Origin of the sequence: Baekduia alba (assembly GCF_028416635.1) — a bacterium.
GTDB lineage: Bacteria > Actinomycetota > Thermoleophilia > Solirubrobacterales > Solirubrobacteraceae > Baekduia > Baekduia alba.
In genome coordinates this window covers 5,075,472-5,099,273 of sequence record NZ_CP114013.1, presented here as the reverse complement: position 1 = coordinate 5,099,273, position 23,802 = coordinate 5,075,472, and the positions used below count along the sequence as shown (strand labels likewise).

Here is a 23,802-nt window from a genome sequence, read left to right as displayed (position 1 = left end):
CAGATGGTCGAGCTCTGCGAGGGCCTGCGCGCGTTCGATCGGCCGACGCTCGTGGTGTGGACGCCCGAGGACCGCATCCAGCGCCCCGACCACGGCCGGCGCCTCGTCGCGCTGCTGCCCGACGCCGAGCTGCTCGAGATCGAGGACAGCTACACGTTGATCATGCGCCACCAGCCGGCGCGCTTCGCCGCGGCGATCCGGGTCTTCGTGGCGTCCCGCGACACGGCCGCGATCGCCCGCCCGGGGTGATCACGGCTCACCCGGCCGGCGGCAAGGGTGGGCGGCATGTCGACCTCCGAGCCCAGCCGCCATGTCCTGCCGATCCCGGACATCCCGCCCGTCGGGCTGACGACCTACGACGCCAAGGACCCGGACACGTCGTACCCGCCGATCGTGCCGCTGCGGCCGCCGAAGGGCGCGCCGAACGTGCTGGTCGTGCTGATTGACGACGTCGGCTTCGGCGCGTCGAGCGCGTTCGGCGGCCCGTGCAGCACGCCGAACTTCGAGCGGCTCGCGGCCTCCGGGCTCAAGTACAACCGGTTCCACACGACGGCGCTGTGCTCGCCGACGCGCAGCGCGCTGCTGACGGGGCGCAACCACCACTCGGTCGGGATGGGCAACATCGCGGAGCTCGCGACCTCCGCGCCCGGCAACAACTCGATGTGGCCGAACACCGCCGCGCCGCTGGCCAAGATCCTCAACCTCAACGGCTACAGCACCGCGCAGTTCGGCAAGTGCCACGAGGTCCCGGTCTGGGAGACGAGCCCGATGGGGCCCTACCGCCAGTGGCCGACCGGCATGGGCTTCGACTACTTCTACGGCTTCCTCGGCGGCGAGACCAACCAGTGGTACCCGGCGCTCTACGAAGGCACGACGCCGGTCGAGCCGTGCGGCACGCCCGAGAACGGCTACTACTTCAACGACGACCTGACCGACCACGCGGTGAAGTGGATGCGCCAGCAGAAGGCGCTGATGCCCGACGCGCCGTTCTTCGCCTACTACGCGCCCGGCGCCACGCACGCGCCGCACCACGTCCCGAACGACTGGTCCGACAAGTACAAGGGGACGTTCGACGGCGGCTGGGACGCGCTGCGTGAGCAGACCTTCGCCCGCCAGAAGGAGCTCGGCGTCATCCCGCCCGACGCCGAGCTGACCGAGCGCAGCCCCGGCATCCCGGCCTGGAGCGAGATCGACGACGCGCTCAAGCCGGTGCTCGCGCGCCAGATGGAGATCTACGCCGGCTACCTCGAGAACACCGACCACCACGTCGGCCTGCTGCTCGACGCGCTCGAGGACATGAAGATCCTCGAGGAGACGCTGATCATCACGATCATCGGCGACAACGGCGCGTCGGCCGAGGGCTCCCTGCAGGGCACGTTCAACGAGATGATCACGCTCGGCGGCTTCGCCGCGCTGGAGACCGCCAAGGCCATGGCGTCGAAGATCGACCAGTTCGGCGGCCCCGAGTCCTACAACCACTACGCCGTCGGCTGGGCGCACGCGATGGACACGCCGTACCAGTGGACCAAGCAGGTCGCGTCGCACTTCGGCGGCACGCGCAACGGCACGATCGTCCACTGGCCGGCCGGCTTCCAGGCGCGCGGCGAGGTCCGCGCGCAGTTCCACCACGTCATCGACGTGGCGCCGACCGTCCTCGAGGTCGCCGGCCTCCCGCAGCCGACGTTCGTCAACGGCGTCCAGCAGAAGCCGATGGAGGGCGTCTCGATGGCCTACTCCTTCGACGACGCGGCCGCGCCGGAGCGCCACGAGACGCAGTACTTCGAGATGTTCGGCAACCGTGGGATCTACCACAAGGGCTGGACCGCGGTCACCAAGCACCGCACGCCGTGGGAGACCGGCGCCGACGCGAAGACGCCCGCGTTCGACGACGACGTCTGGGAGCTCTACGACACGACGACCGACTGGACGCAGGCCCGCGACCTCGCGCGCGAGCACCCGCGCAAGCTGCACGAGCTGCAGCGGCTGTGGCTCATCGAGGCCGTCAAGTACAACGTGGTCCCGCTCGACGACCGCTTCGTCGAGCGCGGGCTCCCGGACTCCGCGGGGCGCCCGAGGCTCATCCAGGGCAAGCGCCAGCTGCTGTTCGGCGGCATGGGCCGGCTGACCGAGAACTCCGTGTTGATGATGAAGAACACGTCGTTCTCGCTGACCGCCGAGCTGGTCGTGCCCGACGGCGGCGCCGAGGGCGTGATCGTCGCCCAGGGCGGCGTGAGCGGCGGCCACAGCCTGTACGTCAAGGGCGGGAAGCCGAAGTACTGCTACAACTTCTTCGGGCTCGAGCGGTACTACGTCGACGGCACGAAGAAGATCGCGCCGGGCGAGCATCAGGTCCGGATGGAGTTCACCTACGACGGCGGCGGCGTCGGCAAGGGCGGCGACGTGACGCTGTTCATCGACGGCGTCGAGGCCGGCACCGGGCGCGTCGAGCAGACCGAGGCCTTCCTCTTCTCCGCCGACGAGACCTGCGACGTCGGCGACGAGTACGGCTCGCCCGTCACGACCGACTACGGCGCCAAGAAGTTCACCGGGGAGGTCAAGTGGGTCGAGATCGACCTCGGCCTCGACGACCACAACCACCTCATCAAGCCGGAGGACCGGGTCACCCTGGCGATGGGGCTGCAGTGACCGACGACCCGGCCTACTGGGACGACCTCACCCGCGTCCTGCGCCGTCCGGGCCTGCTGGCGATCGACAACGCGATCTCCCACGCGCACGAGCTGGTCGCGTTCCGGGCGGACGTCGACGCCGACCCCCGCGCCCTCACCGCGCTGGACGCCACCGGCGCGGGCGTGCTGCTGGTGAGCCTGCCGGCCTGAGATCAGACATCGTGATCGCCCTGACCAGGGATCGTCAGGGTTCGGACGGCGTCGTCCTGGGAATATGTCCTCCGTACTTTGTCGGTCCAGACGGGAGCCCCCCTTTGTTTCACCCCAGTAGCGCGCGCCGCGGCCTGGTCGCCGTGGTCGCGTCCCTCTTCCTCGCCCTGATCGCCTCCTCCGCCGCCCAGGCCGCCGCGACGGTCACGGTCACCGGCGACGACGGCAACCCGGTCGCGATCGCCCCGGGCACGACGATCCGCAACATGTCCACGAAGATCGGCATCGCCTTCCCGACCTCCGACGGGCACTTCAACGCCACGTTCACCGGCCCGGACGGCGTCGCCGTCGGCACGTCGATGGACTGCTACACCTACGACAACTGGTCGCGCATCCCCGACTTCCGCGGCAACGGCAACTACACCGTCACCCTCACGAACTTCACCAAGGCCGACACGTACTGCAAGACGCCGACGTCGACCGAGACGTTCGTCTACACGGTCAACTCGTCGGTCGCGATCACGCCGCCGCCTGGTCCGTTCCTGATCCGCGCGCCCAACGCGTTCGCCACCAACACGCTGTCGCTGCCGGTCCAGCCGAACCCGGGCGCGGGCAGCTACGACGTGCAGTACGCGCTCGGCGCCGTGCTCAACCCCGACGGCTCGATCAGCGGCTCGCCGCAGACCGGCTACGTCAGCTCGACGACCAACACGATCGACCTGACCCTCAGCACCCCCGGCACCTACACGGTCGTCATGCGCGCCACCAACGGCTCCTACGCGTCCCCGTGGAGCGCGCCGGTCACCGTGTCGGCGATCGTCCCGTTCGACCTCGACGGGATCACGTTCCCGGACTCGCGCGGGCCGAAGTACTCGATCCGCGGCACGGTGCGCGACAAGTCGATCCGCGGGAACGTGTCGCTCGCGCTCGCGCGCGGGAGCAAGGGCGGCAAGTACCGCTCGATCGGCAAGGTCAAGATCTCGTCGAAGTCGACGTTCACCAAGCACTTCACGCAGCGCCGCACGGGCACCTACCGCCTGCGCGTGCACTACGCGGGCTCGGCGCTGGCCCCGGCCGCGAGCGTCATCTACAAGATCCGCATCACGCGGCGCCTGTTCTACAAGTAGGCGGCGCGCGGGTACGGTCTGGGCCATGCGCGAAGCCGACGTGGTCCAGACCGAGAACGGCCAGCAGGCGCAGGGTCCCGGATGGTTCGTCCTGAACCTCCGGGACGTCGCCTGGCAGACGACCGAGCGCGGCGGCACGTGGTCGCTGCTGGAGAGCGAGACCGCGGAGTTCGGCCAGTTCGGGATCGGCGCCCACGTCCTGCCGCCCGGCGAGTCGTCCGGCCTCTACCACTGGGAGAGCGATCAGGAGGGCTTCCTGGTCCTCCAGGGCGCGTGCGTCCTGGTCGTCGAGGGCGAGGAGCGCGCGCTGGCGCAGTGGGACTACTTCCACTGCCCGCCCGGCACGAAGCACATGACGGTCGGCGCGGCCGGCGACGAGCCGTGCGTGCTGTGGATGGTCGGCGCGCGGACCAAGGGCAAGCTGACGCGCTATCCCGCCGATCCGGTGGCCGCGCGCCACGGCGTGTCGGTGCAGCGCGACGCCGACGACTCGCGCGAGGCCTACGCGCAGTGGCCGGTGCAGCCGCGCGAGTTCCACGACGTGCCGGCGCCGTGGCCGCCGCCGTCGTCGCCCTCGGGCGACTAGGTGTCGGCGACGATCACGACCGCGGCGAGAACGCCGAGCGCGATCGTGATCGCCCCGACCAGCCACATGGCGCGGTCGTCCAGGCGCAGCCAGCGGCCCTCGCGGATCGCGCGGTCCACCTCGCGCCCGCGATACAGGCCGTAGACGACGATGAGCACTCCGAGCACCGCGTAGCCGGCGCCGAGCGCGACGAACGGCCATGACGTCCCGCCGTCGCGCAGGTCCGGGATCACCTTCCCGACGCCGAGCGCGACCGCGGTGGCGGTCAGGCCGGTGCGCAGCCACGCGAGGACGGTCCGCTCGGAGGCGAGCCAGGTCCGCCGCGTGGCGTCGCCGTCCTCGTCGAAGCGACGGGGCGTCGGCATCGGCGGCGGCTCGTCGATCCCGCCGGACGGACGCTCCATGCCAGTCAGGCTACACGCGGACCACGTTCCCTTAAGAAATTGCGGTTAGCATGCCGCCTTCCTCATGACCAGAACCCGTTCCATCGCACTGTCCCTGAGCGTTCTGTCCCTGGCCGCCGGGCTCGCCTCCGGCTGTGGCAGCAGCGACGACCAAGGCTTCCGCAACGACGGCTCCAAGATCGACGGGGACCCGTCGACCACGCTGCCGGCCGAGCTGGCGTCGACCAAGTCGACGGTCACGACCCGCGCGCCGGGCGCGCCGCTGCCCGAGCAGAAGAACGTCGTCGGCGTGAGCACCGACCTCAAGACCAAGCCCGTCATCCCGAAGACGACCGGCGCGGCGCCGAAGGAGCTGCAGGGCTCCGACGTCGTCACCGGCACCGGCGTGGCTGCCAAGGAGGGTGACAAGGTCGCCGTCCAGTACGTGGGCCAGCTGTTCAACGGCGGCAAGGAGTTCGACACCTCCTGGAAGAAGGGCCGCACGCCGTTCGAGTTCACGGTCGGCCAGGGTCAGGTCATCCAGGGCTGGGACCAGGGCATCCCCGGCATGAAGGTCGGCGGCCGGCGCGTGCTGGTCATCCCGGCCGACGCCGCCTACGGCGCCGCGGGCTCGCCCCCGACGATCCCGGCCAACGCGCCGCTGGTCTTCGTGGTCGACCTGAAGAAGATCTCCAAGGGCTAGGGGAACGCTGGCCCAGGGGGCCAGGTTCCCTTGCGGGTGTTCGCCCAGGGGGCGAAACCCGCGGGGCACGCCCTGCGCGCGCCGGCGCCTCGGACGAGGCACTGGCGCGCGGCGCGTCGCGGTGGGACCATGGGCCCACCGCGAAGTCGAAAGGAGTTCCGTTCCCATGGAGTCCTCCACGCCCACGCGCGTCCTCGTGGTCGCCCATCGCACGGCGGCCACCCCGGCGCTGCTGGACGCCGTCCGGGAGCGTGCCGCCCGCGGGCCGTGCACGTTCACGCTGCTGGTCCCGAACGCCGCCCACGGCCTGCACCGGGTCGTCGACGCCGAGGACCAGGACGCCGACGAGGCGCAGGCCGTCCTGGAGCTGGCGCTGCCGCTGCTCGAAGAGGCCGCGGGCACGCCGGTCGAAGGGATCGTCGGCGATCCGGAGCCGCTCAACGCGGTCCAGGACGCGGTGAACCTCCGCGGCTTCGACGAGATCATCGTGTCGACGCTTCCCGCCAGGGTGTCGCGCTGGCTCAAGCTCGACCTGCCGTCCAAGATCGGCGGTCTCGGGCTGCCCGTCACGACGGTGACGGCGAAGGAGCGCTCTGCCGCGCCGGCCTAGGGCCTGGTCGCATCGGGTCGTTCGGTTGCAGCGGGGTTGACGCGCCCCAATACAATCGCCTGCGTGCCGCTGGGAGGCGGCAGGGATGCCATGAGCAACGGCGCGAGGGTCAGGGTCTATGTGGCGGATGACCATCCCGTCTTCCGGGATGGCGTCGTCCTGGCGCTGCGCCGCAGACCAGATTTCGAAGTGGTGGGCGAAGCTGACGACGGCCGCACCGCGCTCGAGGAGATCCGCGTGCTCCGGCCCGACGTCGCGCTGCTCGACGTCAAGATGCCCGGGCTCGACGGCCACACGGTGCTGCGCGCGATCCAGCGCGACGACCTGCCCGTCGCCGTCGTGCTGCTGAGCGCGACCGTCCTGCCGCCCGAGGCGCGCGAGGCGCTCGCCGCCGGCGCGCTGGCCTACCTCTCCAAGGAGGTCAACCGCGACGCGATCTGCAACGCGGTCGCCGCCGCCGCCCGCGGCGACCGCCTCCAGGTCGACGTCGCCGAGCCGGTCTGGGAGCGTCCGCTGCTCTCGCCGCGCGAGCTGGAAGTGCTGCGCCTGACCGCCGGCGGGCAGAGCGCGCCGTCGATCGGCCGCGAGCTCCACCTCTCGCCCGAGACGGTCAAGACGCACCTGAAGAACGTCTACGAGAAGCTCGGCGTGAGCGACCGCGCCGCCGCCGTGGCCGAAGGCATGCGCCGCGGCCTGGTCGAGTAGCCGCCCGGGCAAGCAGTTCCCTCGGTCGGGGGATGAGGCCGCCCGCCGCCGGCGCCGATCCACTGACTACAACGGACGAAGCCCCCACCCGCCGACATCCCCTACACCAGCCCTCTCCTCTGGTGCGTCGGACTTGTTCGTCCCACACAACGGCGCGGTCATCCCTGCTCTGGACCGCGCCGTGCCGCTGAAGACGGGCGGGCGTGACTTCCTGCTCCGCACGCCCGCCCGTCTTCGTTTTCGCGGCCCAGCTAAACTCCGCGAACCCGCCCTCTTAGCTCAGTTGGTAGAGCACTTCCATGGTAAGGAAGGGGTCGACGGTTCGAGTCCGTCAGAGGGCTTCATCGGATCTCCCCGCTACGGCGGGGTTTCTCGTTTCCAGGGGTCTGCGAATTTCGACCTCGCGCCTCGCTTGTGGGGCGTTTTTGGGGCGTTGTGGGGCGCGATGCGCCCCATGCCCCCGCAGCTCGATGACCCTTTCCTAGAACTGGGGCGAGGGGTATCGGGCTTCTCGCGCGACCTAGAAGGTGACCAAGTCATGGCGTCTGCGTACGCGACACCGTTCGATGACCTCGAGCCCTTCACGGTCCTGCGGCCGGAGGAGATCGGCGATGTCCGACCCCGACCCGGAGGCAGAAGGCACGTTGCCTCTCGAAGAGAAGACGGCGCGGGCGACCGGCGTGGACCGAGCCAAGTGCGACGTCCGGCGGCCCGAGCGGAGGCCCAGCTCGGAGCAGATTCCGGCGGCGACCGTGTCGACGACCTGCGCATGCTGGCAGAACGTGAGCTGCAGACCGCTGCCGCACCGCTCGAACCGTTACCACGGCGGGCGAATCCCGTTGTCGAGGCCATCGGGGTGCCGCGGATCAGCGTCCCGTCGGCACCCCGCTGGTCACATCGCGCCCTTGGCCGGCGGCTGACGGCGCTCAGGCGATCCCATGCGCGTACGGGGTGGTGCAGCGGAGCACGACGCCCGCGTTACCGTCGCCGATGCACGGCCGGTAGTAGACGATCGCGCCCTCGGGCACCGCGGTGCCGTAGCTGTACGTCCGCGTTGTGCCGCAGCCGTCGTTGTTCCAGAGGTAGTTGTAGATGCCGGCTGAGGGGACTTGGATCTGGGCGACGGCCGAATACCCGTCGCAGGCGCCGTCGCGAACGTGGATGACGTCGCCGTTGTTGGTGAACCAGACGCAGGCTGGCGAGCCTGTGAGGCAGAGCGTCGGGCCGTCGGCGCTGGCTTGGGCTTGGGCGGCGCCGATCAAGCACACAAGGCCGACGAGCAGGCTGAGGGTCGCGCGGCGACGCAATGACGAGTACATGTCACTATCTCCTTGGTCTGTTGTGAGAGTGGGGTGGTTCCGTCAGCGGGCGCGGAGCCTGGCGGTTACTTCGTCGTTTGTCAAACTTTGACGACAATCGTAATTTGACCGGCATCGAAAGGTCGGTACCATGGTGCCGTGCCGGCGTTCGACGCAGTCACGCCTACTGGGACCGGGAGTCGCGGGGCACGTCCGTCGCGCGCGGCGATCCCGCACCCGGATCCCGAGCAGATCACCGTCCAGGGCTTGCTCGAGGCCCTCGCCGACCCGGTGCGTCGCGACATCGCGGCCCGTCTCAGCGCGTCCGACGAGCCGATGCGCTGCGGGGCCTTCGACGGCGGCGTGTCGTTGTCGACGCTCACGCATCACTTTCACGTCTTGCGCGAGGCCGGGCTGATCCGCCAGTTCTATCGTGGGGCATCGAAGCTCAACGAGCTGCGCACGGAGGACGTGGGGGCCGTCGCGCCTGGGCTGCTGGAAGCGATTTTCGGGGCACGACGGTAGCTCGCACGGGCCAGCCGCGGCGACCTCGCAAGGCTGGCGCCGACGTGCGCGGACGCGGTCGTGACGGAGTCGTGATGACGGCGGCGAAAATCACCGCCGCCGTCGTGATGGTCATGAGCGACGGTCGCTCGTGGACCGGAAATATGACCGTAGAGTCATCAAAATATGACCGCATGGTCATACTGGCATGACCAGGCGGTCATGTCAAGCGCCCCATCACCGCCTACCTCGACGCGTGCCTTGCCAACCGCACCGTCAAGGCGGTGATCAAGAAGGTGCGCGACGACACCTCGGGCCGCGCGTCCCTCTCCGCGCTCGTCGAGGCCAACCTGCGGGCGGCGGGATGGCGCGACGCCCCGAGCGCACGCTGGAATCCGAGCGCTGCCTCTTGATCATTGACGGTGATGATGCAATGGGAGAGCGAAAGGCTCATCGATGGTCCTTTCTCGGGTTGACGGGCCCTGCGGCCCAACAGGATTCGGCCCTCAAGGCGTGCCCAGCCGCTCGGGCAGGTCGAAGCGCTCGAACAGATCGGTGTCGAGGAAGGTGACGACCTCGGCGACGGCGCCGGCAGGATGCAGCGCAAGTACCTGCAGGCAGTGGGGGAGGTGCTCGCCGCGCTGTGCGTCCCACAGGTAGCTGCCGAAGGCGACCTGCCCGTTGGCGCGCGTCGGGCGCATGCGCCAGCGATTTCCCGCCGCCAGCGGCCCGCGCGCGGCGAACGCCGTCACGGCCTCGCGCCCCTGGAACCACGTCGGGCGCGGCGGCATCGTCAGGACGACATCCTCGGTGAGCAGCGCGGTGAACGCCTCGACGTCACCCGTCTCCCACGCTGTGACATAGCGGGAAGCCAGGGACTGCACGCGCTGGTCACCGAGCTCGCGCAGCGTGTGCTGCTGGCTGGCCGGCGGGACGCGTTCGTCGACCGCCTGATGCGCCCGCTGCAGGAGGCTGTAGACCGACGAGGGGACGGTCTCGAGCATCTCGGCGACCTCGGAGCCCGAGAACCCCATGACGTCGCGCAGGATCAGCGCCGCGCGCTGGCGCGGCGGCAGGTGCTGGAGCGCCGCCACGAAGGCGAGCTCGAGGGTCTCGCGCTGCTCGGCGCTCGCCTCGGGCGAGCGGGAGGGCTCGGCGTCGACGAAGTCCTCCGGGATCGGCTCGAGCCATACCGGCTCGTCGATCGGTGGCTCCGGCTGCACGGTGGGATCCCCAGGCGGATGGTTGTCGAGGCGCAGGACACGCTTGGCGCGGTGGTTGATCATGGTGAGTGCGGTGTTGGTGGCGATGCGGTAAAGCCAAGAGCGAAACGAGCTGCGACCTTCGAACCGCGGCAGGGCGCGCCAGGCGCGCAGCAGGGCGTCCTGCACGGCGTCCTCGGCGTCGTGGGCCGAGGCGAGCATCCGGTAGCAGTGCCGGTGCAATGGGGCGAGATGCGGGGCGACGAGCGCGCGAAACGCGTCGTGGTCGCCGCGCCGGGCCGCTTCCAGCAGCCGCGTGTCGACGGCAGGACCCGACGGCTTGGTCACCGTGCGCCCACCGGCGAGGGCGGAGCGGTGAGGACGTCCCAGCGCACGAGCTCCTCGCTGGTCAGCCACCATTCGCCGCCCACGCGGTCCTCGGCGAGCTCGACGGTGGCGTCACCCACCGCGTCTGGCGTCAGGCGCGGCGTGCTGAAGCGACGCGCGATCCAGTCGCCGGCGCTCAGCCCGTCTGGCGCGCCGAACGCGGCGGCGGCCGTCACGCCGATGCCGCCCGCCGGGGTGATGTCCGGGCACAGGCAGTGGACGACGACGCCGGACGGCGCCAGCCAGCTGCAGCAGCAGCCCGGCCACCATGAACGGCTTGTTGCCGAGCTTGTCCGACAATGCGCCGGCGACCGGCGCGACGAGCATCGGCATCGCCGTCCAGACCAGGATCCGCAGCCCGGCTTGGAGCGGGTCATAGCCCAGGCCGGTCTGGAACATCTGGGCGATCATGAACAGCGAGCCGATCAGGGAGAAGGCGAGGAAGAACGCTACGCCGTTGGCCGTGGAGAACCCGCGCCGGCCGAAGTACTCGAGGGGCAGCATGGGGTGCGGCGCGCGACGCTGCCACGCTACGAACGCGCCCATGAGCAGCGCTCCCGCCGCCAGCGACGCGATCACTTCGGCGCTCCCCCAACCGATCGACGGCGCGCGGACCGGCGCCCACGTCAGAGCGAACAGCGCCGCAGCCACCAGGATGAGCCCGGGCAGGTCCAGCTGCGGCCGGTTCCCGCGGCTCTCGCGCAGCTTGACGACCGACAGGGCCATCGCCGCGATGCCCACGGGCACGTTGATCCAGAAGATCCACTCCCAGTCGATGTGCTTGATGATGATGCCGCCGAGCACGGGGCCGGCGGCCACCCCAAGCCCGGTGATGCCGCCCCAGATCCCGATCGCCGCCCCACGCTTCTCGAGGGGGAAGGCGTCGCTGATGAGCGTGAGCGTGAGCGGGAGGACGATCGCCGCGCCGGCACCCTGGACGACGCGGGCGACGATCAGGGCGTCCGCGGTCTGGGAGAGGGCGCAGGCGAACGAGGACGCGGTGAAGACCCCGAGTCCGAGGACGTAGAGCCGGCGGCGCCCGAAGCGGTCGCCCAGCGCGGCGCCGGTCAGCATGAGGCAGGCAAAAGCGAGGTTGTAGGCGTTGATCGTCCACTCGAGGTCGGCGAGGCTCGCGCCAATGTCCTTCTGCAGCGTGGGGAGGGCGGTCGACACGGCGACGACGTCCAACGAGGTCAGGAACGCGCCGATCGACGCGAGGACGAGCGTCCAGGCGATGCGCGGCGACGTGGAGTGAGGAGTTGTCAAGGTGGTTGCCATCTGAGGCCTTCGGCTCGGGGGTGGTCACGACTGGAGACTCGGCTCGGCGCGGCGATCCATCGGCCGGTCGAGTCCGGTTTGCACGCGAGGCCTCAGGCCTTGACGTGGTAGTCGAGGACGACGACGCCCGATCCGCGTCGCCGGCGACGGCCGGGCGCAGGTCGCATCGCAGCCTGTTGATCGCCCGCTGGCCTCTCACCCTCGGTGGGCCGGGTGACGGCCGACCTGCCGAGCGCCTGGCTGGCGTCAGGAGCCTCGGCGATCCTCGACGACCCGCCGCTCGATCACGATCGTCTGGCTGGCTGGCTGGCTGGCGTCGACGCCGTCGTGCCGGCTGGGCGCTGGCGATCGCCGAGACGGGGACGCTCGTCCTGGACGGCGGCGTGGCGCAGGGCCGCCGCGCCATCACGCTCCTGCCGGACGTCCACATGTGCGTCGTGGGGCCGCGCAGATCGTCGGCACCGTGCCGCAGTCGCTCGCGCGCCTGGCCGCGACGCGACGGCCGGTGACCTTCATCAGCAGCCCCTCGGCGACGTCCGACATCGGGTTCGTGCGCGTCGAGGGCGTCCACGGGCCGCGACACCTCGAGGTCGTCATCACCCCGCCGTGACCGGCGCGCTGCCGGCGGTGGCGAGCGCCTCCTCCAGCGTCGCGATGCCGAAGAAGCGCTTGCCCTCCTCGGGGCGCTCGACGCTGGCCGTCAGCGCCGCCGCAAAGTCCTCTAGCGGATGCACGGTTCCCTGAGGGGTCTGGAAGCCGGGCGCGCGCGACACGTCCGCGATGTGCTGGAGCAGCGTCGCGTCGGTCGCGGGGGGCGAAGTGAAGAAATAGCGGTAGGCGTAGGTCTTGATCACGGCCTGGCGGAGCAGGATGTCGAAGCTGTGGACCCCGATGGGGTCAGGGCTGTAGCCGCCGTAGATGACCATGTTGCCGCCGAAGGCCATCGTCCTGATCAGGTCGCCGGCCAGTGGGCCGCCGACGCAGTCGATGACGGCGTTGAGCCCGGCGCCGTCGGTGAGGTCGGCGATCCGTGCGGCGAGGTCTTCGGAACCGTCAGCCACCTCGATGACGTCCGCAGCCCCGAGCGCCCGCAGGTCCAGGCCGGGCTGCGCTCGCCGGACGATGGCGATCACGTTGACGCCGGCCTCCTTGGCGAACTGGAGCGTCATCGTCGCGACGTTGGAGTTGCCGGCGGTCAGGGCCACCCACTGATCCGGGCCGACGCCGGCCGCCGCGACCAGGTCCCACGCGGTCACGACGTTCATGAACTGCGCCGCGCGTTCGACGGGATAGCTGCTGGGCACGGGGATCAGCCACGCCGCCGGGATGACGGCGTATTCGGCCCACGTGTCGGCGTGGTAGAAGCCCACGAACGTCCCAGGCCGCAGCGCGACGTCCGGCCCGACCGCGCACACCACGCCCGCGCCCTGAAGGCCGGCGATCTGGGGAAACGTCGGCTTCTTGGGGTACAAGTCCTGCAGATACGCCAGGTCGCCTGGGTTGACCGAGGCGGCGACCATCCGCACGAGCGCCTCGCCGGGTCCGACTTCCGGGATCGGGACGTCACGCAGCTCGAGCACCTCGAGCGGCGGGCCGAACCGGTCGAAGACGATGGCCTTCATGCCGCGCTCCGCGGCTGGCGGTAAACGCCGACGACGCCCGCTCCGATGAACCCCAGGTTGTGCTGCAGCGCCACCTTCGCGCCCTCGACCTGCCGCTTGTCGGCGGTGCCGCGCAGCTGCCACGTGAGCTCTGCGCATTGCGCGAGCCCGGTGGCGCCGAGGGGGTGGCCCTTGGAGATCAGGCCGCCGGACGGGTTCACGACGACCTTCCCGCCGTAGGTCGTGGCCTGCGCTTCGACGAGCTTGTGGCCTTCGCCCCGCTCAGCCAATCCCAGCGCCTCGTACGTGATCAGCTCGTTCGTCGAGAAGCAGTCGTGCAGCTCGATGACGTCCACGTCCTCGATGGCGACCTCGGCCTCTTCCATCGCCCGCCGCGCCACTTCCCGGGCGAGCTCGAACCCGACGAGCTTGCTGATCGAGGTGTCCTGGAACGTGTTCGCGGGGTCGCTCGCCATGGCCTGCCCGGCGATCTCGATCGCGCGGTCCCACAGGTCGTGGTCGTCGACGAACCGCTCTGAGGCGATGATCGCGGCGGCCGCGCCATCGGCGCTGGCCGAGCACTGCAGCTTGGTCAGGGGATCGTGGACCATCGGCGAGTTGCGCACGTCGTCCAGCGAGTAGTCGGCCTGGAACTGCGCGAAGGGGTTGTCGATCGAGTGGCCAGCGGCGCCCCGGGAGTCGAGACCCAGCCGAGGCAGTCGTCGCGCGCCAGAACCGGGACGCGTGTGTCACCGCGGTGCCGGTCCAGGTCGGTCGGCTCCGTCGTCAGCTCGACCGGGCGGTCGAGGATCTGCTCGAGGCGCTCGAGCAGCCCGGCGGCCCCCGCTCCGCGGACCGCTGACGCCGTCAGCTCGCGATGCACGGTCAGCGACTCGGCAAGCATCGCGTTGCGCGCCCGCAGCTCGCGCTGCAGCATCCCGTTGACCATGGCGACGGAGGCCTGTGCGGCCAGCGTCGACAGCAGCGAGCTGTGCACCGCGCCGAACGCGACGCGCCGGCGGTTGCCGACGTTGACGAAGCCCACGAGCCGCCAGCCGAGGAACATCGGGGCGATCATGGCCGAGATGACGCCCTCGGCGCGGCCGGCCGCGCGGATCTCGGGCGTGGTGCGGTACTGGTAGGCGGGGTAGTCGTTGATGACCAGCGTGTGCTGACGCTGCAGCGCCACGCCGCTCAAGGTCATGGCCAACGGGTTGGACAATGACATGAGGGCGTCGGTGCGCGTCCCCGACGTATACGTCGTGGTCAGCAGGCCGTCGCTGATCGTTCCGCCCCAGGCAAGGTCGGCCTGCAGCTGTGACCACGACGAGGATCACCCGGAGGTACTGCATGACCGCGACGAGGTGCGCGTCGCGGCCCGCGTCCACCGCCATCGCGACGACGGCCTCGGCACCGCCCGCGATCATGCCCGCCAGGGCGACGGGGCGGTCCAGGGCTGCGAGGCGCGCCAGGCCCAGCCCCGCGAGCAGCGATACCCCGACGGTGGCCAACGTCGTCAGTGCGATCGGCGGCCACCATGCGGCGAGGGTGCGGAACGTCGCCGCCTGCAGCGTCGCCCCGACGGCGACGCCGAGCACCGGTTGGACCAAGAGCCCCGATCGACGCGGCAACTCGGCCGGCCGCGAGACACTTAGCGCGTGGGCGGCACCGACGAACACGCCGGCCAGCATCGCGGGGCTCGGGACGTGCGCGGCCACGGCCGCGGCCACCGCCGCGCCCGTGCACGGGCCGAGGAGCAGCCAGGGGTGCGTGACGCCGCCGTCCGCCGCGCCGGTCCCCCCTCCGCTCGCCCCCGCGCACCTATGGGTACACCGCCCGCAGACGCGCCGCCTGCGCCACGCGGTCGACCGCGACGGTCAGCGCTGCGGTGCGCCAGTCGACGTCGTGCCGCTCCGCCGCCTGGAGGATCCGGTTCAGCGCTACGTGCAGCTGGTGGCGCAGACGCTCCTGGATCTCGGCGACGTCCCACGTGTACTTCTGGTGGCTCTGCACCCACTCGAAGTAGCTCACGGTCACGCCGCCGCCGTTGGCCAGGACGTCGGGCACGACGCGGATCCCGCGCTCCGCCAGGCGGTGGTCGGCCTCCGGCGTCGTCGGGCCGTTGGCCGCCTCGACGATCAGCCGGCAGTCGATCCTGTCGGCGTTCCCGGCTGTGATCTGCGCCTCGACCGCCGCGGGGACCAGCACGTCGCACGGGAGCTCCAGGACCGCCGCCCCGGGGATCGCGTCCGCCTCCGCGAACCCGGCGACCGTGCTGTGCGCGGCGACGTGGCGCTGCAAGGCCGGGATGTCGAGGCCGTCCTCGCTCGCCAGGCCGCCGCCGGCGTCGGCGACGCCGACCACACGCGCGCCGAGTCGGTGCAGCTCGCCGGCCACGACCGCGCCCACGTTGCCGAAGCCCTGTATGACGAAGCGCTGCTCCGTCAGCGGCCAGCCGAAGCGCGCGAGCAGGTCCTCGATGATGTAGGTGACGCCCAGGCCGGTCGCGGGCTGGCGCGCCTCGGTCCCGCCGAGCACCGCGGGCTTGCCGGTGACGATCTCAGGCACCGCGTGGCCCACGGCCTGCGAGTAGGTGTCGTAGAACCACGCCATCTCGCGGGCGCCGGTGCCGACGTCCGGTGCGGGGATGTCGATGTTGGGGCCGATGACCGGGATCAGCTCGGCGGCGTAGCGGCGCGTCACGCGCTCGACCTCTGCGGCCGACAGTCGCGCCGGGTCGCAGCGCACGCCGCCCTTGGCGCCGCCATAGGGGAGGCCGAGCAGGGCGCACTTCCAGGTCATCAACATGGCCAGCGCGGCGCACTCGCCCATCGTCACGTCCGGCGCGTAGCGCAGGCCGCCCTTCGTCGGGCCCATCGTCAGCGTGTGCTGGACGCGGTAGCCGGTGAAGTTCTCAACCGAGCCGTCGTCGAGGCGGACGGGGAAGTTCACGGTCAGCGTGCGGCGCGGCTGAACCAGCCGCGCCCGCGCCTCGTCGTCGAGCTCCAGCGCGTCTGCCGCCCGGGCGAACTGGGCGGTGACGGCGCCGTAGAACGCGGTCTCCCACTCGTTGCCCTGCGGTGGGGTCGACGGGGCGTCGCTGATGGTGGTCATCGTGCCTTTCGGTCTGGGCGGCGAGTGCCTCGGGAAGGTGAGAGCAAAAACGTCGCCGAAGATCTTGACAGAATTGGCGCCAATATCCTACGGTCTTTCGTTGACAGGTCGCGCGGCTCCTCCGCGCGCCGGAACACTTAGGAGCCCCCTCGTTGTCCGACACCCATCCGCCCCGGCCGGCTGGCTCGCTGCTCGTGATCAGCGCGCACGCCGGCGACTTCGTCTGGCGCGCCGGGGGCGCGATCGCGCTCGCAGCCCAACGCGGCGACCGCGTCACGGTCGTCTGCCTCAGCTACGGCGAGCGCGGCGAGTCTGCCCGGGCATGGCGTGACGGCCAGGGGCTGGCGGAGATCAAGGCGCTGCGTCGCGCCGAGGCCGAGGCCGCCGCTGCCGCGCTGGGGGCCGACACGGTGTTCCTGGACGCCGGTGACTACCCACTGCCCGAGGGCCCGGAGCTGACGGACCGCCTCGTGCGCGTGTTCCGCGACGTCGTCCCGACGGTCGTGCTCACCCACACGCTCACCGACCCCTACAACGCCGACCACCCGGCGGCCGCCCGGATGACCCTGGAGGCCCGCATCCTCGCGCAGGCGATCGGCTACGACGCGCCCGGCGACCCGCTCGGCGCGCCGCCCGTGTTCCTCTTCGAGCCCCATCAGCCCGAGATGTCGCAGTTCAAGCCCGAGGTGCTGCTGGACATCACGGAGGTCTTCGACCGCAAGCGCGCGGCGATGGAGTGCCTGCCCGCGCAGCAGCACATGTGGGACTACTACACCGACCTTGCGCGCCGCCGCGGCTCGCAGCTGCGGCGCAACGCCGGGCCGAACCTCGGCCTGCCGAGCGACACGCGCGGCGAGGCGTTCATGCGCGTGTACCCGCAGGTGACCACGCAGCTGGACTGATCATGGACGGCGTTCGCTGCATGCAGATGCGGGGCGGAACCTCGAAGGGCCTGTACTTCGTGGCGACCGACCTGCCGGCCGACCCCGCGGAGCGCGACGCGCTGTTGTTGTCCATCATGGGCTCGGGGGACCCTCGTCAGATCGACGGTCTCGGCGGCGCCGTGCCGCTGACGAGCAAGGTCGCGATCGTGTCGCCCTCGGACGACCACGCGTTCGACGTCGACTACCTGTTCCTGCAGCTCGGCGTCGGCGAGGCCACGGTCTCTGACCGTCAGACGTGCGGCAACCTGCTGGCCGGGGTCGGGCCGTTCGCGGTCGAGCGGGCGCTCACCGCGGCCGGCGACGCCGAGACCGAAGTCCGGATCCGGGCGGTCAACACCGGCGCCGCCGCGACCGTCCGCTTCGCCACGCCGGGCGGGCGCGTCGCCTACGGCGGCGACACCGCGATCGCGGGCGTGCCCGGCACGGCCGGCCGCGTGGACGTCGCGTTCGCCGACACGGTCGGCTCCTCGACCGGCGCGCTGCTGCCGACCGGCAACCTGGTGGACGAGATCGACGGCGTGCCGGTCACGTGCGTCGACAACGGGATGCCGGTCGTCGTCGCCGAGGCTGCGTCCTTCGGCCTCACGGGCCACGAGCCCTACGAGGCGCTGCGCGCCGACGACGCCCTTCAGGCCCGGATCGACGCGCTACGCCGGCAGGCGGGCGAGTTGATGGGGTTGGGCGACGTGCGCGACAGCTCGGTGCCGAAGACCACGCTGGTCGCGCCGCCGGCCGAGGGCGACGACGGCGTGATGCTCCAGACCCGCACGTTCATCCCTGTCGTCCCGCACTCGGCGATCGGGATCCTCGGGGCGGTCAGCGTCGCCACCGCGGTCCTGCTGCCCGGCGCGGTCGGCCACCACCTCGCCGCGGGCTGGCCGCGGGGGCCCGTGGACGTCACGATCGGCCACCCGTCGGGACGGATGCTCGTCGCGCTCGACGTCGGCCTGGGCGGCGAGCAGCCGGAGGTGCGGCGCAGCGCCGTGGTGCGCACGGCGCGCAAGCTGGCCGACGGGGTGGCGTTCCCGCGCTAGTAGGCGCCGTCGGTCGTCGCCCGGAGCGCCTCGATGACGCTGGTCAGGTGCACGCGCATGGCCTGCTCGGCGGCGTCGGGGTCGTGGCGGGCGACGGCCTCGATCAGCGCCAAGTGCTGGGGAAGCGACTGGGCGGGGCGGCCCGGGCGCAGGGCGAGCCGGAAGCGATGGCGGACCATCTGCGCCTCCATTCGCGACAGCAGGTCCTCGGCGACCGGTTGAGCCGCGATGCGCCGGATCGACTTGTGCAGGCGTGCGTTGAGCTCGGAGTACTCGAGCGGCTCACCGTCCTCGACGGCCGTCTCCATGCGCGCCTGCAGCTCTCGCAGCTCGTCGATCTCCGCGGACGTCGCGTGTGCGGCGGCCTTCCGCGCGCACAGGCCCTCGAGGACCATCCGGCACTCGGTCACGTAGACGGCCTCCTCGACCGTCACCGTGCGCACGCGCGCGCCGCGGTTGGGGATCCGCTCGACGAGCCCCTCGGTCGTGAGCTCCACGAGCGCCGCGCGGATCGCGGCCCGTGACACCTCGAAGCGCTCCGACAGCTCGGCCTCGACGAGACGCTGCCCGCCAACCATGTCGCCGTTGCGGATCGCCGCGCGCACGCGGTCCGCGGCGCTCAGGGGCGCGTCCTGGGTGGTGTCTTGCGTCATTGAAGGGTCCTCCACGTCTCGAGGGTGTGCGTCCGCACGGTCTGAGATCTGCGCGCCAATTCGGGCGCAGTTTAGTGCTGTGAAGAACGGATCGTACGCGGCCTCCCTATCTAGGCGCCAAGATTATCGACGGAAATGTTGACAATCTCGTTTACATCCTCATAGGATCCACATCACCGGCGGCTCCGACCGCCGAGACGACACAGAATCGACCGGGGAAAGCACCGTTTTGGGAACGCAAGGCCTGTCAGTCAGCGCGAAGGCTCGGACCACGGGCAAGGAGATCGCGGCCGACCCGATCGCGCTCGAGGTCGCCTGGAGCCGTCTCACGGCAATCGCCGACGAGGCCGCCACGACGCTGGCGCGCACCTCGTTCTCGCCGGTCGTGCGCGAGTCCAACGACTTCTCGTGCGTCGTCTTCGACCGCGCGGGCAACGCGATCGCCGAGAACACGATCGGCATCCCGTCGTTCAACATGACCATGTCGCGTACGCTGGCGCACTTCCTGCGCTGGCGGCCGGCCGAGGCGTGGCGCCCCGGCGACGTCGCCTGCACCAACGACCCCTGGATGACCTCCGGCCACCTGCCGGACATGACGGTCATCGCGCCGGTCTTTCGCGACGCCCAGCTGCTGGGCTGGGCGGGCAGCATCGCTCACCAGGCCGACATCGGCGGCACGCTCTGGGCGGCCGACACGCGCTCGGTCTTCGAGGAGGGCATCCGGATCCCGCCGACGCTGCTGATCGACCAGGGCCGCCCGGTGGCGCTGCTCCTGGACGTGCTGCGCGCGAACCTGCGGATGCCCGACCAGGTCGTCGGCGACCTGATGGCCCAGGTCTCGGCCGGCGCCACCGCGGGCCTGCGGCTCGTCGAGCTGGCCGACGAGCTGGACATCGAGGGCTTCGACGCGATCTCGGAGGAGATCTGCGCGCGCTCCGAGGCGGCCATGCGCCGCGCGGTCGCCGCGATCCCCGACGGCACCTACACCGCCGAGCACGAGATGGACGGATGGCCCGACGAGCCGATCGTCCTGCGCGTCGCGGTGACCGTGGACGGCGACGCGCTGGTCGTCGACTACGACGGCACCACACCCGAGGTCACGCGCGCGCTCAACGTGGTGATGAACTACACCGAGGCCTACACCTGCTACCCGCTGAAGTGCGCTCTGGACCCGGAGACGCCACGCACCGAGGGCTCGTACCGCTGCATCGAGGTCCGCGCACCCGAGGGCACGATCCTCAATCCGCGCCATCCCGCGCCGGTCAACGCGCGCCAGCTCGTCGGCCACTGCCTGTCGACGACGATCTACAAGGCGCTGGCACCGGTGCTGCCCGGCCAGGTCATCGCGGAGTCCGGCAGCGCGCCGACGCTGCGCGCGGTCGTCTCCGGCCCGCGCGACGACGACCGCCGCTTCACGAGCATCCTGTTCATCAACGGGGGGATGGGCGCGCGGCCCACGCTCGACGGGCTGGCGGCGACCTGCTTCCCGTCCAACGTGATCTGCGGCGCCATGGAGATCATCGAGGCCACGGCCCCGCTGCGCGTCTGGCGCAAGGAGCTGATCCCGGACTCCGGCGGCGCCGGGCGCTTCCGCGGCGGCCTCGGCCAGGTCGTCGACCTCGAGCTGCTGGCGCCCGGCGACTGCACGCTGTCGCTCTTCGTCGAGCACGTCGAGCGCCCGCCGCAGGGGCTGGACGGCGGCGGCCCGGGGTCGCCGTCGGAGGTCACGCTGAACGGCTCGGCCGACGGCGTGGTGTTGAAGGGGCAGAACGCGTTCCGCTCCGGCGATCGACTGACGATCAGGTATCCGGGCGGCGGCGGCCACGGCGATCCGCGTGAGCGGGATCGCGCGGCCGTCCGCGCCGACGTCCAGGCCGGCCTCGTGACCGAGGCGGCCGCGCACGAGGTGTACGGGCTGTGAGAGCCCTGGCAGGAGTCGACGTGGGCGGGACCTTCACGGACCTCGCCTACTGGGACGCGGAGCGCAACGAGGTCCACGTCCACAAGCTGCTGACGACGCCGGAGGACCCAACCGACGCCATCATCGACGGGCTCGCGCAACTGCCGCGCGGCGCGGAGCTGGTGGTGCACGGCACGACGCTGGTCACCAACGCGCTCATCGAGCGCCGCGGCGTGAAGGCCGGGTTGGTCACGACCGACGGCTATCGCGACGTGCTCGAGGTCGGCACCGAGCTGCGCTACGACACCTTCGACCTGTTCCTGGAGCGCGCCGAACCGCTGATCCCGCGCCACCTGCGCCTCGCGGTCGTCGAGCGGACCGGCGTGGCTGGGGACGAGGTGGTGGCGCTGGACGAGCAGGCGGTCCGCGACGCCGGGCGGGTTCTGGTCGAGCAGGGCGTCGACGCGATCGCGGTCGCGTTCTTCAACGCCTACAGGAACCCCGACCACGAGCGCCGCGCCATCGACATCCTCGCCGAAGCGTGTCCCGGCGTCATGGTCTGCGCCTCCTCGGACGTCGCGCCGGAGATCCGCGAGTACGAGCGCTTCTCGACGGTCGCGGCCAACGCCTACGTCCAGCCGCTGGCCACGCGCTACCTGCGACGGCTGGCCGAGCGCGTCGGCGTCCCGCTGATGATCATCCTCTCCGACGGCGGGATCACGACCGCGCAATTGGCGGGCGAGCGGCCGATCGCGCTGGTCGAGTCCGGGCCGGCGGCCGGCGCGATGTCCGCCGCTCACCTCGCCGCGGCGGGCGGCTGGAAGGAGACCGTCGCGTTCGACATGGGCGGCACGACGGCGAAGATCAGCCTGATCCACGACGGCGCGCCCGAGATCACGCACACGCTCGAGGTCGCGCGCGTGCACCGCTTCAAGAAGGGCAGCGGCCTGCCGGTCCGGGTGCCGACGGTCAACCTCATCGAGATCGGCGCCGGCGGCGGGAGCATCGCGACCGCCAGCGACCTCGGCCTGCTGAAGGTCGGCCCGCGCAGCGCTGGTGCCGTCCCCGGGCCTGTCTGCTACGGCCGCGGCGGCACCGAGCCGACGGTCACCGACGCCGACCTGGTGCTCGGCTACCTCGCGCCGGACAGCTTCCTGGGCGGCAAGATGCGCCTCGACCTGGAGGGCGCGGAGGCGGCGCTGGACCGCCTCGCCGAGAAGCTTGGCGTCGACCGCGTCGCTGCCGCCGCGGGCATCACGGAGGTCGTCAACAACAACATGGCCACGGCCGCGCGCCTGCACATCTCCGAGCAGGGCCGTGACCCGCGCCGCTACCGCATGATCGCCTTCGGCGGCGCCGGCCCGGTGCACGCCTACGGCATCGCGCGATTGCTGCACGTCGACGAGGTCGTCTTCCAGCGCGGCGCAGGCGTCGCGTCGGCGATCGGGATGCTGGTCGCCCCGCGCAGCGTCGAGTGCGTCGCCTCGCAGGTCGTCGCGCTCGACGCGCCCGACTGGGACGCGATCGACCCGGTCGTCGCTGAGCTGGCGCAGCGCGGGCGCACGCTGCTGGCCGAGGCCGGCGTCGACGCCGCCGACGTGCTTCTCGACCTGTCGGCCGACATGCGCTACCTCGGCCAGGGCGCCGAGGTCACTGTGCCGCTGTCGCTGGCGGCGATCGATGCGCGCGACGGCGCGGCGCTCAGCGCCGCGTTCGCCGACGAGTACCGCGCGCGCTTCGACCGCACGCTGCCCGGCATGCCGGTCGAGGTCATCTCCTGGCGCCTGCGGGCGCGCTCGCCCGCCGTGGTCGACACGGTGGACATCGCCCGCGACACCGACCCGACCGCCGCGCGGGCCGCGACCACCCGGCCCGCGTACTTCGCCGAGGCCGGCGGCTACGTCGAGACGGCGGTCGTCAAGCGCGCTGGCCTGGTGCCGGGCGAGCGCCTTGCCGGCCCGGTGCTGATCGAGGAGGACGAGTCCACGATCGTGGTCGGCCCTTCGGGCTCGGTCGCGGTCGACGACGCCGGGAACCTGCTCATGACCATCACGTCAGACCCCCGACGACACGAGGACGCATGACCGCTCAGAAGCCCAGCCCGATCTACCACGGCTCCTTCCTGCCCGCCGCCTACACCGACACCACGCGCTACGCGGCGATCGCCGTCGCGCCGGACCAGCGGACGCTGCAGACCGAGTTCACGATCCCGGTCCGCACCGGCCACGCGTGGCACGTCAAGGCCGGCCAGGTCTGCCGTGTGAGCACGCCCGAGGGTCCGCAGGTCGGCGACTTCAACTTCTTCAACGCCCACAACCCGCGCGAGCGTCTGTGGGCCGCGCGGACGCGGCAGATCCAGGCCGCACACGTCACGACCTACGACCGCCTGTGGTCGAACCTGCCATACCTGCGGCCGATCCTGACGATCACCGGCGACTCGATCGACTACGGCGTCGACGCCGACGGCGGCCGCTGTCACGACCTGCTGGGCTCGCGCTGCGACCCCTACATGAAGCATCTGCTCACCGGCGAGACCGTCAACCACCAGTGCCACTCCAACCTCGTGCGCGCTGTGGCGCCGCACGGGCTCGGCGAGCAGGACGTGCACGACGTCCTGAACATCTTCCAGGTCACTGGGCTGGTCGACGACCGCTACTTCACGAGCACGTCCCCGGCGAAGCCCGGCGACTACTTCGAGTTCATGGCCGAGATCGACCTGCTCTGCGCGCTGTCGAACTGCCCCGGGGGCGACCTGTCGGCCAAGCGCTGGGGCCCCGAGGCGGCCGACACGGCGGACAACTGCCGGCCGCTGCACGTCGAGGTCTACGACCTGGACGCCGAGCTGCTGGACGGATGGGAGTCACCCAAGGTGTCCACCTACGCGGGCGGCCATGGGCTGGCGTAGCACCGGGCGCCCGCGTCGCGGGCACCGAAAC

General features: G+C 71.2%; 24 protein-coding genes, 1 tRNA gene and 3 pseudogenes. 17 read left to right on the top strand and 11 right to left on the bottom strand.

Going from position 1 to position 23,802, the window contains the following annotated elements; all coding sequences use genetic code 11:
• Positions 1 to 3 precede the first annotated feature (3 nt).
• From DSM104299_RS25570 to DSM104299_RS25550, 5 genes are all read left to right on the top strand, one after another.
• Complete coding sequence (locus tag DSM104299_RS25570) at positions 4 to 249, top strand: alpha/beta fold hydrolase (protein ID WP_272474494.1); 246 nt, start codon at positions 4 to 6, stop codon at positions 247 to 249.
• Between the two features lie 36 nt (positions 250 to 285).
• A complete protein-coding gene (locus tag DSM104299_RS25565; RefSeq protein ID WP_272474493.1) occupies positions 286 to 2,646 on the top strand; it encodes an arylsulfatase in 2,361 nt (786 codons plus the stop codon).
• Positions 2,643 to 2,837 (top strand): O-methyltransferase, encoded by a 195-nt coding sequence (locus DSM104299_RS25560; RefSeq protein WP_272474492.1) that lies wholly within the window; start codon positions 2,643 to 2,645, stop codon positions 2,835 to 2,837. The genes DSM104299_RS25565 and DSM104299_RS25560 overlap by 4 nt, the downstream gene beginning before the upstream one ends.
• A 143-nt stretch (positions 2,838 to 2,980) precedes the next feature.
• Positions 2,981 to 3,964, top strand: a complete 984-nt coding sequence (locus DSM104299_RS25555) for a hypothetical protein (protein ID WP_272474491.1) — start codon at positions 2,981 to 2,983, stop codon at positions 3,962 to 3,964.
• 25 nt (positions 3,965 to 3,989) lie between these two features.
• The gene (locus DSM104299_RS25550; RefSeq protein ID WP_272474490.1) at positions 3,990 to 4,550 is read left to right on the top strand and encodes a cupin domain-containing protein; all 561 of its coding nucleotides are present in this window, start codon (positions 3,990 to 3,992) and stop codon (positions 4,548 to 4,550) included.
• On the opposite strand, the gene DSM104299_RS25545 is transcribed toward DSM104299_RS25550, so the two are convergent.
• Positions 4,547 to 4,954, bottom strand: a complete 408-nt coding sequence (locus DSM104299_RS25545) for a YidH family protein (protein ID WP_272474489.1) — start codon at positions 4,952 to 4,954, stop codon at positions 4,547 to 4,549. The genes DSM104299_RS25550 and DSM104299_RS25545 overlap by 4 nt on opposite strands.
• A gap of 64 nt (positions 4,955 to 5,018) precedes the next feature.
• Between DSM104299_RS25545 and DSM104299_RS25540 the strand changes: the two genes are divergently transcribed.
• The 4 genes from DSM104299_RS25540 to DSM104299_RS25525 all read left to right on the top strand — a co-directional run bounded on the left by DSM104299_RS25540 (position 5,019) and on the right by DSM104299_RS25525 (position 7,292).
• The gene (locus DSM104299_RS25540) at positions 5,019 to 5,636 is read left to right on the top strand and encodes an FKBP-type peptidyl-prolyl cis-trans isomerase (RefSeq protein WP_272474488.1); all 618 of its coding nucleotides are present in this window, start codon (positions 5,019 to 5,021) and stop codon (positions 5,634 to 5,636) included.
• A gap of 166 nt (positions 5,637 to 5,802) precedes the next feature.
• The gene (locus tag DSM104299_RS25535) at positions 5,803 to 6,246 is read left to right on the top strand and encodes a hypothetical protein (RefSeq protein WP_272474487.1); all 444 of its coding nucleotides are present in this window, start codon (positions 5,803 to 5,805) and stop codon (positions 6,244 to 6,246) included.
• Between the two features lie 90 nt (positions 6,247 to 6,336).
• Entirely contained in the window at positions 6,337 to 6,951 is a 615-nt protein-coding gene (locus DSM104299_RS25530) for a response regulator transcription factor (RefSeq protein ID WP_272478112.1), read from the top strand.
• 268 nt (positions 6,952 to 7,219) lie between these two features.
• Positions 7,220 to 7,292: transfer RNA gene (locus DSM104299_RS25525), tRNA-Thr, on the top strand.
• 585 nt (positions 7,293 to 7,877) lie between these two features.
• On the opposite strand, the gene DSM104299_RS25520 is transcribed toward DSM104299_RS25525, so the two are convergent.
• Positions 7,878 to 8,270 (bottom strand): hypothetical protein, encoded by a 393-nt coding sequence (locus DSM104299_RS25520; protein ID WP_272474486.1) that lies wholly within the window; start codon positions 8,268 to 8,270, stop codon positions 7,878 to 7,880.
• 138 nt (positions 8,271 to 8,408) lie between these two features.
• On the opposite strand from DSM104299_RS25520, the gene DSM104299_RS25515 reads away from it, so the two are divergent.
• Positions 8,409 to 8,774 (top strand): ArsR/SmtB family transcription factor, encoded by a 366-nt coding sequence (locus tag DSM104299_RS25515; protein ID WP_272474485.1) that lies wholly within the window; start codon positions 8,409 to 8,411, stop codon positions 8,772 to 8,774.
• Positions 8,775 to 9,037: 263 nt separating this feature from the next.
• Positions 9,038 to 9,166 (top strand): hypothetical protein, encoded by a 129-nt coding sequence (locus DSM104299_RS25510; RefSeq protein WP_272474484.1) that lies wholly within the window; start codon positions 9,038 to 9,040, stop codon positions 9,164 to 9,166.
• A 93-nt stretch (positions 9,167 to 9,259) separates the two neighbouring features.
• Here DSM104299_RS25510 and DSM104299_RS25505 read toward each other — a convergent pair whose 3' ends face one another.
• The 3 genes from DSM104299_RS25505 to DSM104299_RS25495 are packed head-to-tail and all read right to left on the bottom strand — an operon-like array spanning position 9,260 to position 11,620.
• The gene (locus tag DSM104299_RS25505) at positions 9,260 to 10,303 is read right to left on the bottom strand and encodes a sigma-70 family RNA polymerase sigma factor (RefSeq protein WP_272474483.1); all 1,044 of its coding nucleotides are present in this window, start codon (positions 10,301 to 10,303) and stop codon (positions 9,260 to 9,262) included.
• Positions 10,300 to 10,422: a hypothetical protein gene (locus tag DSM104299_RS25500; protein WP_272474482.1), complete on the bottom strand. Its 123-nt coding sequence runs from the start codon at positions 10,420 to 10,422 to the stop codon at positions 10,300 to 10,302. The genes DSM104299_RS25505 and DSM104299_RS25500 overlap by 4 nt, the downstream gene beginning before the upstream one ends.
• A complete protein-coding gene (locus DSM104299_RS25495; protein ID WP_272474481.1) occupies positions 10,415 to 11,620 on the bottom strand; it encodes a DHA2 family efflux MFS transporter permease subunit in 1,206 nt (401 codons plus the stop codon). Before DSM104299_RS25495 ends, DSM104299_RS25500 begins: the two co-directional genes overlap by 8 nt.
• Positions 11,621 to 11,926: 306 nt before the next feature.
• Here DSM104299_RS25495 and DSM104299_RS25490 point away from each other — a divergent pair.
• Positions 11,927 to 12,230 (top strand): annotated as a pseudogene (locus DSM104299_RS25490) (LutC/YkgG family protein); the annotation flags it as partial.
• On the opposite strand, the gene DSM104299_RS25485 reads toward DSM104299_RS25490, so the two are convergent.
• The 5 genes and pseudogenes from DSM104299_RS25485 to DSM104299_RS25470 form a co-directional block, all read right to left on the bottom strand.
• On the bottom strand, positions 12,217 to 13,242 hold the full coding sequence (locus DSM104299_RS25485) for a quinone oxidoreductase family protein (protein ID WP_272474480.1): 1,026 nt from the start codon (positions 13,240 to 13,242) through the stop codon (positions 12,217 to 12,219). The pseudogene DSM104299_RS25490 and the gene DSM104299_RS25485 overlap by 14 nt on opposite strands.
• Positions 13,239 to 13,901, bottom strand: a pseudogene (locus DSM104299_RS25480) (thiolase C-terminal domain-containing protein); the annotation flags it as partial. The pseudogene DSM104299_RS25480 and the gene DSM104299_RS25485, both read right to left, overlap by 4 nt.
• Positions 13,814 to 14,449 carry a GAF domain-containing protein gene (locus DSM104299_RS25475; RefSeq protein ID WP_272474478.1) on the bottom strand — a complete coding sequence of 212 codons (636 nt, stop codon included), beginning with the start codon at positions 14,447 to 14,449 and terminating at the stop codon, positions 13,814 to 13,816. The gene DSM104299_RS25475 and the pseudogene DSM104299_RS25480, both read right to left, overlap by 88 nt.
• A 97-nt stretch (positions 14,450 to 14,546) precedes the next feature.
• Positions 14,547 to 14,912 (bottom strand): annotated as a pseudogene (locus tag DSM104299_RS29625) (AbrB family transcriptional regulator); the annotation flags it as partial.
• 130 nt (positions 14,913 to 15,042) lie between these two features.
• Complete coding sequence (locus DSM104299_RS25470) at positions 15,043 to 16,335, bottom strand: Glu/Leu/Phe/Val family dehydrogenase (RefSeq protein ID WP_272474477.1); 1,293 nt, start codon at positions 16,333 to 16,335, stop codon at positions 15,043 to 15,045.
• Positions 16,336 to 16,487: 152 nt separating this feature from the next.
• Here DSM104299_RS25470 and DSM104299_RS25465 point away from each other — a divergent pair, with 152 nt between their 5' ends.
• Positions 16,488 to 17,237 carry a PIG-L deacetylase family protein gene (locus DSM104299_RS25465; RefSeq protein WP_272474476.1) on the top strand — a complete coding sequence of 250 codons (750 nt, stop codon included), beginning with the start codon at positions 16,488 to 16,490 and terminating at the stop codon, positions 17,235 to 17,237.
• A 2-nt stretch (positions 17,238 to 17,239) separates the two neighbouring features.
• Complete coding sequence (locus DSM104299_RS25460) at positions 17,240 to 18,313, top strand: 4-oxalomesaconate tautomerase (RefSeq protein ID WP_349294478.1); 1,074 nt, start codon at positions 17,240 to 17,242, stop codon at positions 18,311 to 18,313.
• Here the strand turns inward: DSM104299_RS25460 and DSM104299_RS25455 are convergent.
• Complete coding sequence (locus DSM104299_RS25455; RefSeq protein ID WP_272474475.1) at positions 18,310 to 18,966, bottom strand: GntR family transcriptional regulator; 657 nt, start codon at positions 18,964 to 18,966, stop codon at positions 18,310 to 18,312. The genes DSM104299_RS25460 and DSM104299_RS25455 overlap by 4 nt on opposite strands.
• Before the next feature lie 229 nt (positions 18,967 to 19,195).
• Here DSM104299_RS25455 and DSM104299_RS25450 point away from each other — a divergent pair, with 229 nt between their 5' ends.
• The 3 genes from DSM104299_RS25450 to DSM104299_RS25440 are packed head-to-tail and all read left to right on the top strand — an operon-like array spanning position 19,196 to position 23,771.
• Complete coding sequence (locus DSM104299_RS25450) at positions 19,196 to 20,887, top strand: hydantoinase B/oxoprolinase family protein (protein ID WP_272474474.1); 1,692 nt, start codon at positions 19,196 to 19,198, stop codon at positions 20,885 to 20,887.
• A gap of 20 nt (positions 20,888 to 20,907) precedes the next feature.
• Complete coding sequence (locus tag DSM104299_RS25445; RefSeq protein ID WP_272474473.1) at positions 20,908 to 22,950, top strand: hydantoinase/oxoprolinase family protein; 2,043 nt, start codon at positions 20,908 to 20,910, stop codon at positions 22,948 to 22,950.
• Positions 22,947 to 23,771, top strand: coding sequence for an urea carboxylase-associated family protein (locus DSM104299_RS25440; protein WP_272474472.1), 825 nt, complete (start codon positions 22,947 to 22,949; stop codon positions 23,769 to 23,771). The genes DSM104299_RS25445 and DSM104299_RS25440 overlap by 4 nt, the downstream gene beginning before the upstream one ends.
• Positions 23,772 to 23,802: the final 31 nt, after the last annotated feature.